Consider the following 14,376-nt stretch of genomic DNA (forward strand, 5'->3'; position numbering starts at 1 on the left):
AGGGCCTATTGAACCGCTATTTTCTTGCTCGCTGCCGAGGCCTTTTTAGGCAGCTCCAGGCTCAGGACACCGTCGGCGTACTTGGCCTGGACCTTGCTGTCGTCCACGTCCTGGGCCAGGCTGAAGGTGCGCGAAATATTGCCCCAGTAGCGCTCGCTGCGCAGGACCTTGTCACCATTGCCCTTGGTCTCTTTTTCGCGCTTGACTTCGGCGTCGATCTGCACCACGTTGCCATCGATGCGCACGTTGATATCTTCTTTTTTGACACCGGGGATGTCGGCCTTGACCTGGTAGGCATCGTCCTTCTCCGAGACATCGATGCGCATTTTCAGCGCCGGGGTCTCCGTCTCTAAAACTGAGGGCGAGAAAAAGCGGCGCATGGCGGACTCGAAGGAGTCGGTGAAGGTGGGATCCAGGACACGAAGATTGCTCATGATTGACACTCCTTGAATGATTGTAAAAATGATGGAAAAAATGTGCCTTCCGGGTCAGGCACCGACTTCGAGTTTGTCCACGACGCGCGAAACACCGCGTGCCGAGAACGCAGCACCGACGGCCGCCTCGCGCTCCGCCAGAGAATGCACTTTCCCCCAGAGGGTGACGACGCTGCCCTCAACCTCCACGGTGATGTGCTTGGCCTCGCGCGCGGCCTGTCGCGTCAGGGCCGCGGTGATCTGGTCGCCGACGTCCTTGCTGCTCGCGCGGGACTTGATGGTGATGCGGTTGGTCAGGCCGCGCACGCCGGCCAGCGGCCGCACACACTGTTCGGCGCTGGCCAACTGGTAGCTCCAGTCGACTTCGCCGGTCAGGGTGACCCGGCCGTTTTCGACCAGAACCTGGATCTTCTCGTCGGGTACCAGGGAGTTCAGCTGCAGGGCCGTCGCCGCCGCGTGCGCGATGTCGGAATCGCTGCGCTTGTGCTCGGTGGCCAGCCTGACATCCAGCTCCACCGCGATGCCGCGCACGCCTGCCACGCGGTGCACGGCCTGTTCCACCGCATGCTTTTCGGCGTAGCTGTCGAGGTGGCCGGTCAGGGTCACCACACCATCCTTGACCGCCACGCCGATGCCGGTGGCGTTGACAGCGGGATCCCACGCGAGCTCGTCGGTGACGTCGGCCTTGATGTGGGCATCCGTTTTCATGGAACTCTCCTGATGGCTGTAGGAATCTGAAGGCAGCTGCAGGGCACTGCCAAGGCGCCAATTTATTCTTCCTGGCGCGGTGTGCATTGACATTGCTCAAGTCGGCGCGGAACCCCGCTTCCGGTCTCAGGGCAGCAGCACCGCAGCGCCTTGTACCAGCCCCGCGCGCAGGGCCTGCACCGCCGCGTTGGCGTCCCGCAGGCGAAAGGTCTGCACATGGGTCTGCAGGGACATGCCGGCCACGGTGCGGAAGAAGGCTTCGCCATCTTCGCGTGTGAGGTTGGCGACCGACCGGAGCACACGCTCACCCCAGAGCAGGCCATAGTCGAAAGCCGGAATGGGGCTCATGTGGATGCCGGCACAGACCACGGTTCCGCCCTTGCGTGTGGCGGCCAGCGCCGCCGGCACCAGCGCGCCGACCGGGGCAAAAATCAGCGCCGCGTCCAGCATGGCGGGCGGGGTTTCGTCCGAACCACCGGCCCAGGTGGCGCCCAGGCTGCGGGCGAACGCCTGTCCCGCCGTGTCGCCCGGCCGGGTGAAGGCATGGACCTGCTGGCCGCGCGCCACGGCGATCTGGCAGACGATGTGGGCTGCCGCGCCGAACCCATACAGGCCCAGCCGGCGCGGCAGGGCCTCGCCCGCCATGCGCCAGGCGCGAAAGCCGATCAGGCCGGCGCAGAGCAGCGGGGCGGCGTGAGCGTCGTCGTAGCGGTCGGGCAGGGCAAAGCAGAAGCGCTCGTCGGCGGCGGCATAGTCGGCAAAGCCGCCATCCCGGTCATAACCCGTGAACACCGGCTGGTCGCACAGGTTTTCCCGGGCCATGGCGCAGAACGGGCATTCACCGCAGGCCCGGCCCAGCCAAGGGATGCCGATGCGCTGGCCGAGCGCAAAACGCCGCGCCCGGGGACCGTTGGCGATCACCCGCCCCACCACCTCATGCCCCGGCACCAGGTTGGCGCGCCGGGCCGGCAACTCACCGTCGATGATGTGCAAATCGGTGCGGCACACACCACAGGCCAGCACGCGGACCACCACCTCGCAGCCAGTCGCCTGCGGCACAGGTTTCGAGGCGGGCTGCAGTTGTGTACCGGAGGGATCGACCGTCATTGCGAACATGGCAGCGGGCAGCATCCGGGCATGTTACGCAGCTGGCGAGGCCATGGGCCGGGATTGGGGGGTTCGTTGACCTTGCGCAAATGCCGGGGGGCGTGGCTACGGGACGATTGTGTTTTTGGCTGACCGGCGGCGCAGCGGTGCCGCAACTTTTTATGGCACTGTCCCACCCCCGCCCGCACGGGCACGCACCGGCTCCGATGGACCTTCCGCTCAAGCTCGGGTTGGCCAGGCTCACGCACGGTGTCTCCCCGGCATCGGTGGCCATGGCGTATGCCGACTGGTACACCCACCTGCTGGTGTCGCCGTCCCGGCAGGCCGAGTTGCTGGCCGACGCCCTGCGCAAGGGCCTGCTGTGGGCGCAGTATGCGCCGCAGGCCTGGCGTGGTGATTGTGTGCGCTGCGTGGAGCCGGCCCCCCAGGACAAGCGGTTCTCGCCGCCGGAATGGAACCTGCTGCCGTTCAACGCCATGGCCCAGGCCTTTCTGCTGCAGGACCAGTGGTGGACCGGGGCCATGACCGGCGTGCGCGGCGTCTCCCGGCACCATGAAGACGTGGCAGCGTTCACCACACGCCAGTGGCTGGACATGTGGTCGCCCTCGAACTTCCTGTTGTCCAATCCCCAGGTGCTCAAACAGACCCTGGCCACAGGCGGGGCCAACCTGGCCAGTGGTTTTGCCAACTGGTCGCGCGATGCCCTGGCGGTGCTGACGGACGGCAAGCCGCGCGGCGTGGAGGCCTTTCGTCCCGGCAAAGAGGTGGCGCTCACCCCGGGCAAGGTGGTTTTCCGCAACCGCCTGATCGAACTGATCCAGTACGAGCCGGCCACGGCCAAGGTGGACGCCGAGCCGGTGCTGATCGTGCCCTCCTGGATCATGAAGTACTACATCCTTGATCTGACACCGGCCGATTCGCTGGTGCGCTACCTGGTGGACCAGGGCCACAGCGTCTTCATGGTGTCCTGGAAAAACCCGGACAGCCGGGACCGTGACCTGGGTCTCGACGATTACCTGGAACTCGGGGCCATGGACGCGCTGAAGGCGGTGGGCGGGTTGCGGCCCGGCGCCGGCATTCACGCCGCGGGTTATTGCCTGGGGGGCACCTTGCTGGCCATGGCGGCGGCCGCCCTGGGTGGCAGGCCGCGCAACCCGCTGAAAACCGTGTCCCTGCTGGCCGGCCAGGTTGATTTTCACGAGCCTGGCGAGCTGGGGCTGTTCATCGACGAGAGCCAGATCGCCTTTCTGGAAGACCTGATGGCGGGACACGGCTATCTTGATGGCCGCCGGATGGCGGGCGCCTTCGCCCTGATCAATTCGAAGGACCTGGTGTGGTCCAAACTCGTGCATGAATATCTGATGGGCGCGCAGACACCGATGACGGCGTTGCGCGCCTGGAACGCCGACGCCACGCGCATGCCGGCGCGCATGCACAGCGAGTACCTGCGCCGGCTGTACCTGCACAACGACCTGGCGGAGGGCCGCTATATGGCCGGTGGCCGCGCCATCTCGCTGAGCGACATCAAGGTGCCGCTGTTTGTGGTGGCCACCGAGCGCGACCATGTGTCGCCGTGGACCTCGGTCTACAAGATTCACCGCCTGGCGCGTGCACGGGTGAGTTTTTTGCTGACCTCGGGCGGGCACAACGTCGGCATCGTCAATCCGCCGTCCGGCGCCGCGGCTCACCCCCAGGCAAGTTATCGCTTCGCCACCCATGCCGAAGGCCGGGCGCCTGCGGATCCTCAGGCCTGGCTGAAAGGAACACCACCGGTTGCCGGCTCCTGGTGGCCGCGCTGGCACGCCTGGCTGCATGAACATTCAACAGGCCAGGTCCGGTCGGTACCGGTCACCGGCCTGCCTTCTGAGGACCATTTGCCAGCGGCACCCGGCAGCTACGTTCACCAGGGCTGAGGTCGGCTTTTTTGTCGCTCTTTTTTTATATGCCGCTGTCCATGGGCAGGGTCAGCAGGCGAAGCGCTTCAGGCGCGGGCTTGCGACCCCGTGGTGGCGGGCTTGCCCGCCAAAAAGCCGTTGCCCGACGTGAGCGCCGCCTGAAAACTTTCCATGGCGGATTTCAAGGGACCGCCCTTTTCGCTGTCGAGCAGGTGGGTCGCGCTGGCCATCAGCTCGACCTGCGACTGCAGTGCCGCTGCGGTGATCTGCTGCCAGTACTCAGTGGCACCCTGCAGGTCATAACGCAGCAGGTCCGACTGGATGGCCACCAGCTCGGCCGGTTCATGGCTTTCGTGCAGCTTCCGTGCCGCCGCCTGGTGGCGCATGGCGGCTTCGTGAGCCACTTGATGCTGGATGGCCCGCATGGCTTCGCTGCCGCGCAACAGGGCGCAGGCCGCATCGGCAGCCACCGCCAGTTGCTGGCGACCGAGATCGGCCAACAGGCTGGAGGGGGAGGTATCCGTGCTTTTGCGGGACGGATCGGGGGAGTGTTTTGCTCGCATGGGAATTCCTTTCGGGTGGTGGACAGTTTCCGGTTCAGCGTCGCATGGCTGCTGTGCGCTCATGCTCATGGATGGCCTGGCATGGGGTGCACAGGGCCGCAGCGGGCCGGGCCGCGAGGCGCCGCAGATCGATGGCTTCGCCGCAGTCCAGGCAATGGCCAAAGCTCTGGTCGGCCAGGCGGCGGCGCGCCGCCAGCACTTCTTCGAGTTCGAGTATCGCGTGCCCGGCCTTGGCTTCATCGACCGTGGCCAGGGCCTGCTCCATGGCGACATCCTTGAAATCCATCACACGGTGTTGCCCGGGGCCGCCTGCCTCATGGGGTTGTTCGGCGCTGGCTTGCAGAAGGGCACGCAGTTCGGCTTCGCGCAGCAGCAGAATCTGGCTGAAGCGCGGCATCAGGGTGCTGTCGTATGTTTCCATAGAGAGCCGTGTGCTGGCATGCTCATTCTGCGGGGTACACCGCACCCGGGTCTTTGATCTGGAGCAACTGCGGGCGCTGCTCGGGCGCTAATCTTCCAGCGTGGGGCAGGTTGGTCCCCTGTTCCAAGGATATTCATGAGCGTACGCAATCTCGAAACCCTGTTCCACCCCACCTCTGTGGCCCTGATAGGCGCCTCCGACCGGGAGGGCAGCCTGGGTGCCGTGGTCCTGCGCAATCTCCGGGCGGACGGGTTTCAGGGGCCGGTCTGGCCGGTCAACCGCCGGCATACCCAGGTGGGCGGCGGGCCGGCCTGGACGGATGTCGCGTCGCTGCCGCAGGCGCCGGACCTGGCCATCATCTGCACGCCGGCCGAGACAGTGCCCGACCTGATCACCGCCCTGGGACGCAAGGGCACGCGCGCCGCCATTGTGCTGTCGGCCGGACTCAAGCAGACCACCAGCGCGGGCGGGCCCACGCTGGAGCAGGCCATGCTGGATGCGGCGCGGCCCTGGCTGCTGCGCATCCTCGGGCCCAACTGCATCGGGGCGCTGGTGCCGGGGATCGGGCTCAATGCCAGTTTTGCGCCCGGCAATGCCTTGCCCGGCAAGCTGGCCTTTGTGACGCAATCGGGCGCGCTGGCAACCGCCATGCTCGATTGGGCCAACAGCCGCGGCATCGGGTTTTCGCATTTCATCTCGCTGGGCGACAGCGCCGACGTGGACTTCGGCGACGTCATCGACTACCTGGCCAGCGATCCCGGCACCAAGGCCATCCTGATGTACATGGAGTCGGTCAAGGCCGCGCGCAAGTTCATGTCGGCGGCGCGCGCTGCTGCACGCAACAAACCGGTGATTGTTGTCAAGGCCGGCCGTGCGCCTGAAGGTGCCCGGGCGGCCGCCTCGCACACCGGTGCGCTGGCTGGCTCCGATGTGGTGTTCGATGCTGCCGTCCGGCGTGCCGGCATGTTGCGCGTGGACACGCTGGAGGCGTTGTTCGACGCGGCCGAAACCCTGACCCATGTGAAGCGCTGGCAGGGTGAGCGGCTGGCGGTGCTGACCAACGGCGGCGGTGCCGGCGTGTTGGCCGCCGATGCACTGGCGCTGGGCGGCGGCACACTGGCGGTGCTGGGTGCGGGGGCGCTGGAGGCGCTCAACCAGTGCCTGCCGCCCACCTGGTCGCATGGCAACCCGATCGACATCATCGGCGACGCTCCTGTGAACCGTTATGCGGACAGCCTGCGGGTCTTGCTGGCAGCGCCCGAGGTCGACGGTGTGCTGTTCATCCATGCCCCCACGGCGATTGTTCCTGCCGACCGGATTGCAGCAGCCTGTCTGCCGCTGATCCAGGCGGCAGCCAAGCCTGTGCTGACCTGCTGGCTGGGTGGTGCGGCAGTGGCGCTGGCGCGGCGGGACAGCGCCAGCGCGGGCATTGCCAGCTACAACACACCGGAACGCGCGGCGGCGGCGTGGCTGCAACTGGCGACCTATGCACGCAACCAGCAGGCGCTGCAGCAGCTTCCTGCATCCGTGCTGGAGGACTTCACGCCGGACCGGCAACTGGCCCAATCGCTGCTCGAGGAGGCGCTGCAGGAAGGCCGCGAGTGGCTCAGTGATGCGCAGGCCCAGGCGCTGCTGCGGGCCTACGGCATCCCCACGGTGGAGACCGTCAGGACCCGCGATGTCGAGGAGGCGGTCGCCGTGGCCAACCGCATCGGTTACCCCGTCGCACTGAAGATCGTGTCGCCCCAGGTCATCCACAAGTCCGACGTCGGCGGCGTGGCGCTGAACCTGGTCTCCGCGGAAGAACTCAGGCGCGCGGCCGGGAAGATGCGCCGGCAGGTGATCGGGCTGCTGCCGCAGGCGCAGATCCTCGGTTTCACCGTGCAGGCCATGGCTGAGCGTCCCGGGGCGCACGAACTGATTGTCGGCATTGCCTCGGACCCGGTGTTCGGCCCGGTGATGCTGCTCGGCGAGGGTGGCGTGGCCGTTGAACTGCACAAGAACCATGTGGTGGCGCTGCCGCCGCTCAACACCCGGCTGGCGCAGGACATGCTCGCCGGCAGCCGGCTGTCGCTCCTGCTGGCCGGCTACCGCGGGCGCCCGCCCGCCGATGAGGCGGCGCTGCTGGCCACGCTGCTGAAGGTCTCGCAGATGGCCTGCGACCTGGCCTGGCTGGCCGAACTCGACATCAACCCCCTGCTGGTCGACGAACACGGCGTGCTGGCGCTTGATGCGCGGGTGCGGTTGCGCCAGGTCCCGGCGGGCGAGCGCAGCCGGCTGGCCATCCGTCCCTACCCGCAGGCGCTGGAAGAGCATGTGCAGGTCAAGGGTCAGGATGTGCTGCTGCGACCGATCCGCCCCGAGGATGGCCAGCGCCTGATGGCCTTTTATGCCGGGGCGTCGCCCGCCGACATGCGGCTGCGCTTTTTCATGACGCGGCGCGAGGTGCCGCATTCCGAACTGGCGCGCTACAGCCAGATCGACTATGACCGCGAGATGACCTTTGTGGCGATGGTGCCGCAGGCGGGTGGCGAGCCGGTCATGGTGGCCGAAGCGCGGGCCGTCTGCGACCCGGACAACCTGCAGGCGGAATTCGCGATCCAGGTGGCCACGGACTGGCAGGGGCGCGGCCTCGGGCGCCAGCTGATGGACAAGCTGATTCGCTACCTGCGCGAGCACGGCACCACCGAGGTCGTGGGGCAGTGCCTGCCGGAGAACGTGGCCATGGCGGCTCTGGCGCGCCAGATTGGGTTCGACGTGTCCATCGCCAGCGCGCAGGACACCATGGCAATGCGTCTGTCGCTGCGCTGAGAAATCTTTGACCGAGGAGAAAAAATTGTCCGTTTACCATCAGCTTCTTGTGCCTTTCGACGGCAGCCCGACCTCGGACAAGGCGCTCGACGAAGCCATCCGTCTGGCCCGGCTGACCGGCGCGCGGCTGCGGCTGCTCCATGTGGTGGACGAGCTGAGTTACGTCAACGGCTTCGAGACGGCGACGAATTACATCAATGAAATCGTGCCCCTGATGCAGGCGGCGGGCGAGAAGCTGCTGGCGCTCGCCCGGCAAAAGGCCCAGGCCCAAGGTGTGGACACCGACAGCGTGCTGGTGGTGGGCGGACCGGGCCGCATCTGCGAACATGTGGCCGAACAGGCCAGGAGCGCGCAGGCGGACCTGATTGTGGTGGGTTCGCACGGGCGGCGCGGCATCGGCCGTGTCCTGCTGGGCAGCGACGCCGAGCAGATCGTGCGGACCGCCCCGGTTCCGGTGCTGGTGGTGCGCGGGGCCGAGGATGCTGCCCGCCGGTAGTGCGCTAGTTACAGCCCTGCTGGTTGACGATGGACTGCAGGGCGTCGGTGTCGAGGATGCGCACATGGCGCTGGTGAACATCGATGACACCGTCGTCGGCAAACTTCGAGAAGGTGCGGCTCACGGTTTCCAGCTTCATCCCGAGGTAACTGCCGATCTCCTCGCGGGTCATGCGCAGGACCAGCTCCGACCCCGAGAATCCCCGTGCATGAAGCCGCTGCACCAGGTTCAGCAGGAAGGCTGCCACGCGTTCTTCGGCGCGCATGCTGCCCAGCAGCAGCATCACACCGTGTTCGCGCACGATCTCGCGGCTCATGATGCGGTGCACATGGTGTTGCAGGGCATTGATCTCGCGCGAGAGTTCACTGATGCGATTGAAAGGCATGACGCAGACCTCGGCATCTTCGAGCGCGACGGCATCGCAGGTATGACGGTCGTTGACAATGCCGTCCAGGCCGATGACCTCGCCCGCCATCTGGAAGCCGGTGACCTGGTCGCGGCCGTCACCGGAGGTGACACAGGTCTTGAAAAAGCCGGTGCGAATGGCAAACAGCGATTCGAAAGGCTCGCCGTTGCGAAACAGCGTGGCGCCGCGTTTGACCTTGCGGCGAACGGCCACGACCTCGTCGATGCGTGCGAGCTCTTGCGGGCTCAGGCCCACCGGCATGCACAGTTCGCGCAGGTTGCAGTTCGAGCACGCCACCTTGATGGTTTTTTCATCGATAAATGGGGTTTCCGGGGCAGTTGCTAGCAGATCCGCGGTGGTCGTACGTACGGGGATTTCCTTCATGGGAGAGCCTTTTATGATCTTGATCAAATTGTCCGGGTCCCGGCCCCGGCGCCTTTGATCCATGTCAAGCGGTCAGGTGGGCGGACGCGGCACAGTCACTTACCTCCACGAGAAACATGTCATGACCAATGTATCGCCCGAACTGCTCCAACGATTCGACGTTCCGGGGCCGCGGTATACATCCTACCCAACGGCCGATCGTTTCGTAGAAGCCTTCACTGAAACTGACTATGGCCAGGCCCTGGCCCAGCGCCGCACGGGCCCGGCCGGCTTGACCATGCCGCTGTCGCTGTATGTGCATATTCCGTTCTGTGAATCGCTTTGTTATTACTGCGCCTGCAACAAGATCATCACCAAGCACCACAGCCGTGCCGTCAGCTACTTGCGCTACCTGAGCCGCGAGATCGACCTGCACACGGCCCAGCTCGGCCAGGGCCAGACGGTCACGCAACTGCATCTGGGCGGAGGCTCGCCGACCTTCCTGTCCGACGATGAGTTGAGGGAACTCATGGCCATGCTGCGGCGCAGCTTCACGATGGTGCCCGGCGGCGAATACTCCATCGAGATCGATCCGCGCACGGTGGATGGTTCACGCCTGCGCGCCCTGGCCGACATGGGTTTCAACCGCCTGAGTTTTGGCGTGCAGGATTTCGATCCCGATGTCCAGAAGGCCGTGCACCGCATCCAGCCGTTTGAGCAGGTCAGCGAACTGATGGTCCAGGCACGCGAAGTGGGGTTCGACTCCATCAATGTCGACCTGATCTACGGCCTGCCGCGCCAGACGCCCGAGTCCTTTGCGCGAACGCTGGCCCAGGTGGCGCAGTTGAAGCCCGACCGCATTGCGCTGTATGCCTATGCGCACCTGCCCGAACGTTTCAAGCCGCAGCGGCGCATTGTCTCGGCGGACTTGCCCGGCGCTGCGGCCAAGGTGGCCATGCTGTCGCAGTCACTCGCTGCCTTCATGGCTTCGGGCTACGTCTACATCGGCATGGACCACTTCGCACTGCCCAACGACGCGCTGGCCGTGGCCAAGCGCCAGGGCCGGCTGCATCGCAATTTCCAGGGCTACAGCACCCAGCCCGACTGCGACCTCATCGGCCTGGGCGTCTCAGCCATCGGACGCATTGGTGCGACCTACAGCCAGAACGCAAAGACGATGGAAGAGTATTGCGACCATCTCGACCAAAACCGCCTGCCGGTGGTGCGTGGACTGGCGCTCAGCCGCGACGACCTGGCGCGCCGGGCCGTGATCATGGCGCTGATGTGCCAGGGCCAGGTGATTTTCGAGTCGATCGAGTTGGCCTGGCTGCTGGACTTCCGCAGCTATTTCGCGGCCGAGCTGGAACAGCTGCGCAGTCTGGCCGATGCGGGGCTGGTGCTGCTCGACGAATCGGGCATCCAGGTCACGGCGCAGGGCTGGTTCTTCGTGCGTGCGGTGGCCATGGTGTTTGACCGCTACCTGCAGGCCGACCGCAACCGCGCGAGGTTCTCGCGCATCATCTGAACAGGCTCCAGCCATGTCCACCACATTGGCCGTGACCGCCCTGATGATGGGGCTGGCCGGCGGCCCGCATTGCGCTGCCATGTGCGGCGCTGCCTGTGCGGGCATTTCGCGCCTGGGTCCGCGCCAGGGCTCGGGCGCGTCGTCGCGTTCGCTCTGGAGCTTTCAGGCCGGGCGCCTGGCGGGTTATTCGCTGGCCGGCGCCGCTGCCGCGCTGGCCGTGCAAAGCCTGGCCTGGCTGACCACGAATACCGCGGCGCTGCGTCCGGTCTGGACGCTGTTTCACCTGGCTGTGCTGCTCTGGGGGCTGATGCTGTTGTCCCAGGCGCGCCAGCCCGCGTGGGTCAGCGACGCCGGCCGCGCCGTCTGGTCACGCATCCGGCCACTGGCCGCGGCGCGTGGCGGCATCTTCGCCACCGGGGCGTTGTGGGCCTTCATGCCCTGCGGCCTGCTCTATTCGGCGCTTCTGGTCGCTTCGCTCAGCGGCGGGCCGCTGGAGGGCGCGCTCTCGATGGCGCTGTTCGCTGCCGGCAGCAGCGTGTCGCTGATGCTGGTGCCGCTGCTGTACGACAAGCTGCAGGGCCGTGGTAACAAGCTCAAGCAGGACTGGGGCACACGCGCGGCGGGTGGCTTGCTGATCCTCGCGGCGGCCTGGGCGCTGTGGGCGGATGCCTTTCACCGCTTTGCCGAGTGGTGCGGCCTGGCCTGACCGCAGGCCTGCCTTGGCGACGTCAGCGGAGGAGGACCGTTTCGAGGTAGAACGGCATGTGAACCTTCCAGTGCAGCTCGCGCTCGATGCGCTGGCGCATGGCGTCCGCTGCAGCGGGTTCGCCGTGCGTGATGAAGGTCTGTTTGGGCGGCGCCTTGAACCCCTTGAGCCAGCTCACAATTTCGGCCGCGTCCGCATGGGCCGACAGGTCGTCCAGCATGGCAACCTCGGCCCGGACGGGCACGTCCTCGCCGAAGATTCGTACCGTTGGTGAACCCCCTGCGATCGAGGCACCGCGCGTGCCGCCGGCCTGAAAGCCGGCAAACAAAATGGTGTTGCGCTTGTCGGGCGCAAAGGCCTTGAGGTGGTGCACCACGCGCCCGCCCGTGGCCATGCCGCTGGCGGCGATGATCACCATCGGGCCGTGGCGCGCATTGAGCAGCCGCGATTCTTCCGGCGTTTGCACGATATGTGCGGCGTGCGCCAGCGCATCACATTCGGCGGCCGTCAGCCGCAGTTCCGATTTGTGTTTCAGGTACACCTGCATGGCGCTGGCCGCCATGGGGCTATTGAGGTACACCGGAATGTTGTGGATCACGCCCTGGGCCTTGAGCAGCTGGATGCAGTGCAGCAGGCTCTGAGCCCGGCCCACGGCGAAGGCCGGGATCACCACCACGCCGCCGCGGGCGGCGGTGCGGTTGATCACCTTGCCCAGTTCCAGCAGCGGGTCCGAATTTTTGTGCGGGCGGTCGCCATAGGTGGATTCCACCACCAGGTAGTCGGCCCCATCCATCTGCACGGGGGGCTTGAGCACCAAGTCGTGGGGCCGGCCGATGTCTCCGGAAAACAGGATGGAGCGTGATCCGTCATCCAGCCTGACAAACGAGGAGCCGGCCATGTGGCCCGAGGGCGTCATGCGCGCGTGCAGGCCTGGTGCGGGTTGCCAGTCCGTGTCAAAGGGAACGGGATGAAACAGCTTGAGGCACTGCAGTGCGTCGTCGCGCGTGTACAGCGGCAGCGCCTCCTTGTGTTTGGATAGTTTATGGCGGTTGGTGTACTCGGCTTCTTCCTCCTGCAGGTGGCCTGAATCGGGAAGCAGGATGCGGCACAGGTCGTAGGTGGCGGGTGTGCAGAACACCTTGCCGTGAAACCCCTGGCGCGCCAGCAGGGGCAGGTAGCCGCTGTGGTCGATGTGGGCGTGCGTCAGGATCACCGCGTCGATTGATGACGGCTTCACCGGTGGCGGCGCCCAGTTGCGCAGGCGCAGCAGCTTGTAGCCCTGGAACAGGCCGCAATCGACCAGCACCCTGGACTTGTCGTGCTGAAGCAGGTATTTCGAACCGGTGACGGTGTCGGTTGCGCCGAGGAATTGAAGTTTCATGGCTTCAGTCTAGAAAGGGCGGTGGCGCGTCCCTTTGCGGTGGATCAACCGGGGTGGACGGGACGGCCGGCGTTTTTTACCGCGCCAGGGCCGTCCGCGCGGCTGCCAGGTCCCAGCCGGCCCAACCGCAGCTCTTGAAAAGCACCGGCCCTGCCGGCCTCGGCGTGTCATGGGCCAGCACGTCCGCGAGTGTTGCAAAGCGGCTCACCTCCAGACCGGCCTGCAGCAGATCGCCGGCTTCATGGCTTGCATCGGCGGTGTCCACAAACACCGCGCCCTGCTGTGCAAAGTGACGGCACAGGTCGGGGCCAAGCTCCACCATCTGCGGCGTGAAGGCGCCGACCGCGCTGATGAACGCATCCCGGCGCGGCAGGCTGTCGAGCACCACGCCATGGGCCGGCGTGCAGGTGACCGCCAGCGGGCAGTCGGCCAGCGCGGCGTTGGCGTCCTGCACCACACGGGCCTGCAGGCCCCGTGCTTGCGCGTGCTGCACCAGCGCCTGCGCACTGGCCGCGCTGCGCGAGGCGATCAGGACGTCGCGGACCTGCAGGACCTCGGCAAAGGCGTCGAGGTGGGCCTTGCCCTGCACCCCCGCGCCCACAATCAGCAGCGGCCCGCGGGTGTTGGTGGCCAGCCGCTGCGCCGCCAGCACGGAAACGGCCGCGGTACGCCGCGCCGTCACTGTCGGGCCGTCCAGCACCAGCCGGCGTTCGCCGCTGGCAATGTCAAACACCACGACATCGCCCTGGATGGTGGCGCGCGGTGTGCCGGCGTTGGCCGGCGTGAAGGTGATCAGTTTGGTCATGGCCACGCGGCTGTCCGAGGCCGGCATCACAAACAGGCTGCCGCCGCCGGCCAGGGGCAGCACCTGCCGCTGCGGAACCTGCACCGAGGCATCACCCAGCAGGCGCACGATCTCTTCCATCAGGGCGGGGTAGGGCAGGCGGGCCGCGGTCTGCGCGGCGCTCAGCAGGATGGGTGAATCGGTCATGGCTGGATGGTAAGCCAGCCTGCGCATGGCCTGCCCGTGGCGCCGGCGCAGGGCCGGTCAGGGCGTGTTTGCGGGAAGCGGTTTTATCCTACATCGGCACGGGAAATGCCCCGCGTTGAATGTCCAGGGCGCATTCATAACATCGAAACAGTCGCAACGAGGAGTCTGTTTCATGTTTTCCACCCATCTGCCCCAAGTCAATGCCATCCCCCGTGAATACCTCTATCTGGGTGCCGGGGCGGTGCTGATTGTCAGCCTGCTGGCGGCCATCGCCGTGGTGGCCGGTGGTGAGGTCAAGAAGGCCAAGGCGCGTGACTCCATGCTGGCCTCCCAGCAGACCGCGGTGGCTTATTGTGTGGAAACCCTGCGCGGTGCGGCCCTCAGCAATTGCGTGCGACATGCCCGAGCCGACATGTACAACGACGGCGCGAAGTCCACCCTGGCCGGCAACGAGCCGGCAGGCGCGGTGTTGGCCGGTGGCCAGGCCAATGTGCCCGCGGATAACATCGGCATGCTGCCGGTTTCCTTCAGCACTGTCCGGTAAACCAGGCTTTTGACCCGGCTGTCTC

General features: G+C 66.4%; 14 protein-coding genes. 6 read left to right on the top strand and 8 right to left on the bottom strand.

The window, feature by feature from the left end:
- Window positions 1-5: 5 nt before the first annotated feature.
- The 3 genes from B7G53_RS02910 to B7G53_RS02920 form a co-directional block, all read right to left on the bottom strand.
- A complete protein-coding gene (locus tag B7G53_RS02910) occupies window positions 6-434 on the bottom strand; it encodes an Hsp20/alpha crystallin family protein (RefSeq protein ID WP_096663262.1) in 429 nt (142 codons plus the stop codon).
- Between the two features lie 54 nt (window positions 435-488).
- Complete coding sequence (locus B7G53_RS02915; protein ID WP_096663265.1) at window positions 489-1,142, bottom strand: BON domain-containing protein; 654 nt, start codon at window positions 1,140-1,142, stop codon at window positions 489-491.
- 126 nt (window positions 1,143-1,268) lie between these two features.
- Complete coding sequence (locus B7G53_RS02920) at window positions 1,269-2,258, bottom strand: zinc-dependent alcohol dehydrogenase family protein (RefSeq protein WP_096663844.1); 990 nt, start codon at window positions 2,256-2,258, stop codon at window positions 1,269-1,271.
- A gap of 197 nt (window positions 2,259-2,455) precedes the next feature.
- On the opposite strand from B7G53_RS02920, the gene B7G53_RS02925 reads away from it, so the two are divergent.
- Complete coding sequence (locus B7G53_RS02925) at window positions 2,456-4,162, top strand: PHA/PHB synthase family protein (RefSeq protein WP_255249890.1); 1,707 nt, start codon at window positions 2,456-2,458, stop codon at window positions 4,160-4,162.
- 68 nt (window positions 4,163-4,230) lie between these two features.
- On the opposite strand, the gene B7G53_RS02930 is transcribed toward B7G53_RS02925, so the two are convergent.
- Window positions 4,231-4,707, bottom strand: a complete 477-nt coding sequence (locus B7G53_RS02930) for a phasin family protein (protein WP_176491264.1) — start codon at window positions 4,705-4,707, stop codon at window positions 4,231-4,233.
- A gap of 34 nt (window positions 4,708-4,741) precedes the next feature.
- Window positions 4,742-5,128 (bottom strand): TraR/DksA C4-type zinc finger protein, encoded by a 387-nt coding sequence (locus B7G53_RS02935; RefSeq protein ID WP_096663271.1) that lies wholly within the window; start codon window positions 5,126-5,128, stop codon window positions 4,742-4,744.
- A 135-nt stretch (window positions 5,129-5,263) separates the two neighbouring features.
- On the opposite strand from B7G53_RS02935, the gene B7G53_RS02940 reads away from it, so the two are divergent.
- Entirely contained in the window at window positions 5,264-7,939 is a 2,676-nt protein-coding gene (locus B7G53_RS02940) for a bifunctional acetate--CoA ligase family protein/GNAT family N-acetyltransferase (protein ID WP_096663273.1), read from the top strand.
- A 25-nt stretch (window positions 7,940-7,964) separates the two neighbouring features.
- On the top strand, window positions 7,965-8,435 hold the full coding sequence (locus tag B7G53_RS02945) for a universal stress protein (protein WP_096663850.1): 471 nt from the start codon (window positions 7,965-7,967) through the stop codon (window positions 8,433-8,435).
- A gap of 4 nt (window positions 8,436-8,439) precedes the next feature.
- On the opposite strand, the gene B7G53_RS02950 is transcribed toward B7G53_RS02945, so the two are convergent.
- Window positions 8,440-9,159: a helix-turn-helix domain-containing protein gene (locus B7G53_RS02950; protein WP_096663853.1), complete on the bottom strand. Its 720-nt coding sequence runs from the start codon at window positions 9,157-9,159 to the stop codon at window positions 8,440-8,442.
- Between the two features lie 187 nt (window positions 9,160-9,346).
- Here B7G53_RS02950 and hemN point away from each other — a divergent pair, with 187 nt between their 5' ends.
- Entirely contained in the window at window positions 9,347-10,729 is a 1,383-nt protein-coding gene (gene hemN / locus B7G53_RS02955) for an oxygen-independent coproporphyrinogen III oxidase (RefSeq protein ID WP_096663856.1), read from the top strand.
- A gap of 13 nt (window positions 10,730-10,742) precedes the next feature.
- Window positions 10,743-11,435, top strand: coding sequence for a sulfite exporter TauE/SafE family protein (locus B7G53_RS02960; protein WP_096663276.1), 693 nt, complete (start codon window positions 10,743-10,745; stop codon window positions 11,433-11,435).
- Window positions 11,436-11,457: 22 nt separating this feature from the next.
- On the opposite strand, the gene B7G53_RS02965 is transcribed toward B7G53_RS02960, so the two are convergent.
- Together B7G53_RS02965 and B7G53_RS02970 are read right to left on the bottom strand one after the other, a co-directional pair.
- Entirely contained in the window at window positions 11,458-12,816 is a 1,359-nt protein-coding gene (locus B7G53_RS02965) for an MBL fold metallo-hydrolase RNA specificity domain-containing protein (protein ID WP_096663279.1), read from the bottom strand.
- 76 nt (window positions 12,817-12,892) lie between these two features.
- Entirely contained in the window at window positions 12,893-13,807 is a 915-nt protein-coding gene (locus B7G53_RS02970) for a delta(1)-pyrroline-2-carboxylate reductase family protein (RefSeq protein ID WP_096663858.1), read from the bottom strand.
- Between the two features lie 172 nt (window positions 13,808-13,979).
- Here B7G53_RS02970 and B7G53_RS02975 point away from each other — a divergent pair, with 172 nt between their 5' ends.
- Window positions 13,980-14,351, top strand: coding sequence for a hypothetical protein (locus B7G53_RS02975; protein ID WP_096663282.1), 372 nt, complete (start codon window positions 13,980-13,982; stop codon window positions 14,349-14,351).
- Window positions 14,352-14,376: the final 25 nt, after the last annotated feature.

The organism is Polaromonas sp. AET17H-212 (assembly GCF_002379085.1).
In the GTDB taxonomy this organism is placed as follows: domain Bacteria; phylum Pseudomonadota; class Gammaproteobacteria; order Burkholderiales; family Burkholderiaceae_C; genus Polaromonas.

Excerpts from the sequence above, each read along its gene's own strand:
- B7G53_RS02935 (WP_096663271.1), bottom strand. The coding sequence starts at position 5,128 with ATGGAAACATACGACAGCACCCTGATGCCGCGCTTCAGCCAGATTCTG.
- B7G53_RS02915 (WP_096663265.1), bottom strand. The coding sequence starts at position 1,142 with ATGAAAACGGATGCCCACATCAAGGCCGACGTCACCGACGAGCTCGCG.
- B7G53_RS02930 (WP_176491264.1), bottom strand. The coding sequence starts at position 4,707 with ATGCGAGCAAAACACTCCCCCGATCCGTCCCGCAAAAGCACGGATACC.
- B7G53_RS02970 (WP_096663858.1), bottom strand. The coding sequence starts at position 13,807 with ATGACCGATTCACCCATCCTGCTGAGCGCCGCGCAGACCGCGGCCCGC.
- B7G53_RS02960 (WP_096663276.1), top strand. The coding sequence starts at position 10,743 with ATGTCCACCACATTGGCCGTGACCGCCCTGATGATGGGGCTGGCCGGC.
- hemN (WP_096663856.1), top strand. The coding sequence starts at position 9,347 with ATGACCAATGTATCGCCCGAACTGCTCCAACGATTCGACGTTCCGGGG.
- B7G53_RS02910 (WP_096663262.1), bottom strand. The coding sequence starts at position 434 with ATGAGCAATCTTCGTGTCCTGGATCCCACCTTCACCGACTCCTTCGAG.
- B7G53_RS02925 (WP_255249890.1), top strand. The coding sequence starts at position 2,456 with ATGGACCTTCCGCTCAAGCTCGGGTTGGCCAGGCTCACGCACGGTGTC.
- B7G53_RS02975 (WP_096663282.1), top strand. The coding sequence starts at position 13,980 with ATGTTTTCCACCCATCTGCCCCAAGTCAATGCCATCCCCCGTGAATAC.
- B7G53_RS02965 (WP_096663279.1), bottom strand. The coding sequence starts at position 12,816 with ATGAAACTTCAATTCCTCGGCGCAACCGACACCGTCACCGGTTCGAAA.
- B7G53_RS02940 (WP_096663273.1), top strand. The coding sequence starts at position 5,264 with ATGAGCGTACGCAATCTCGAAACCCTGTTCCACCCCACCTCTGTGGCC.
- B7G53_RS02920 (WP_096663844.1), bottom strand. The coding sequence starts at position 2,258 with ATGTTCGCAATGACGGTCGATCCCTCCGGTACACAACTGCAGCCCGCC.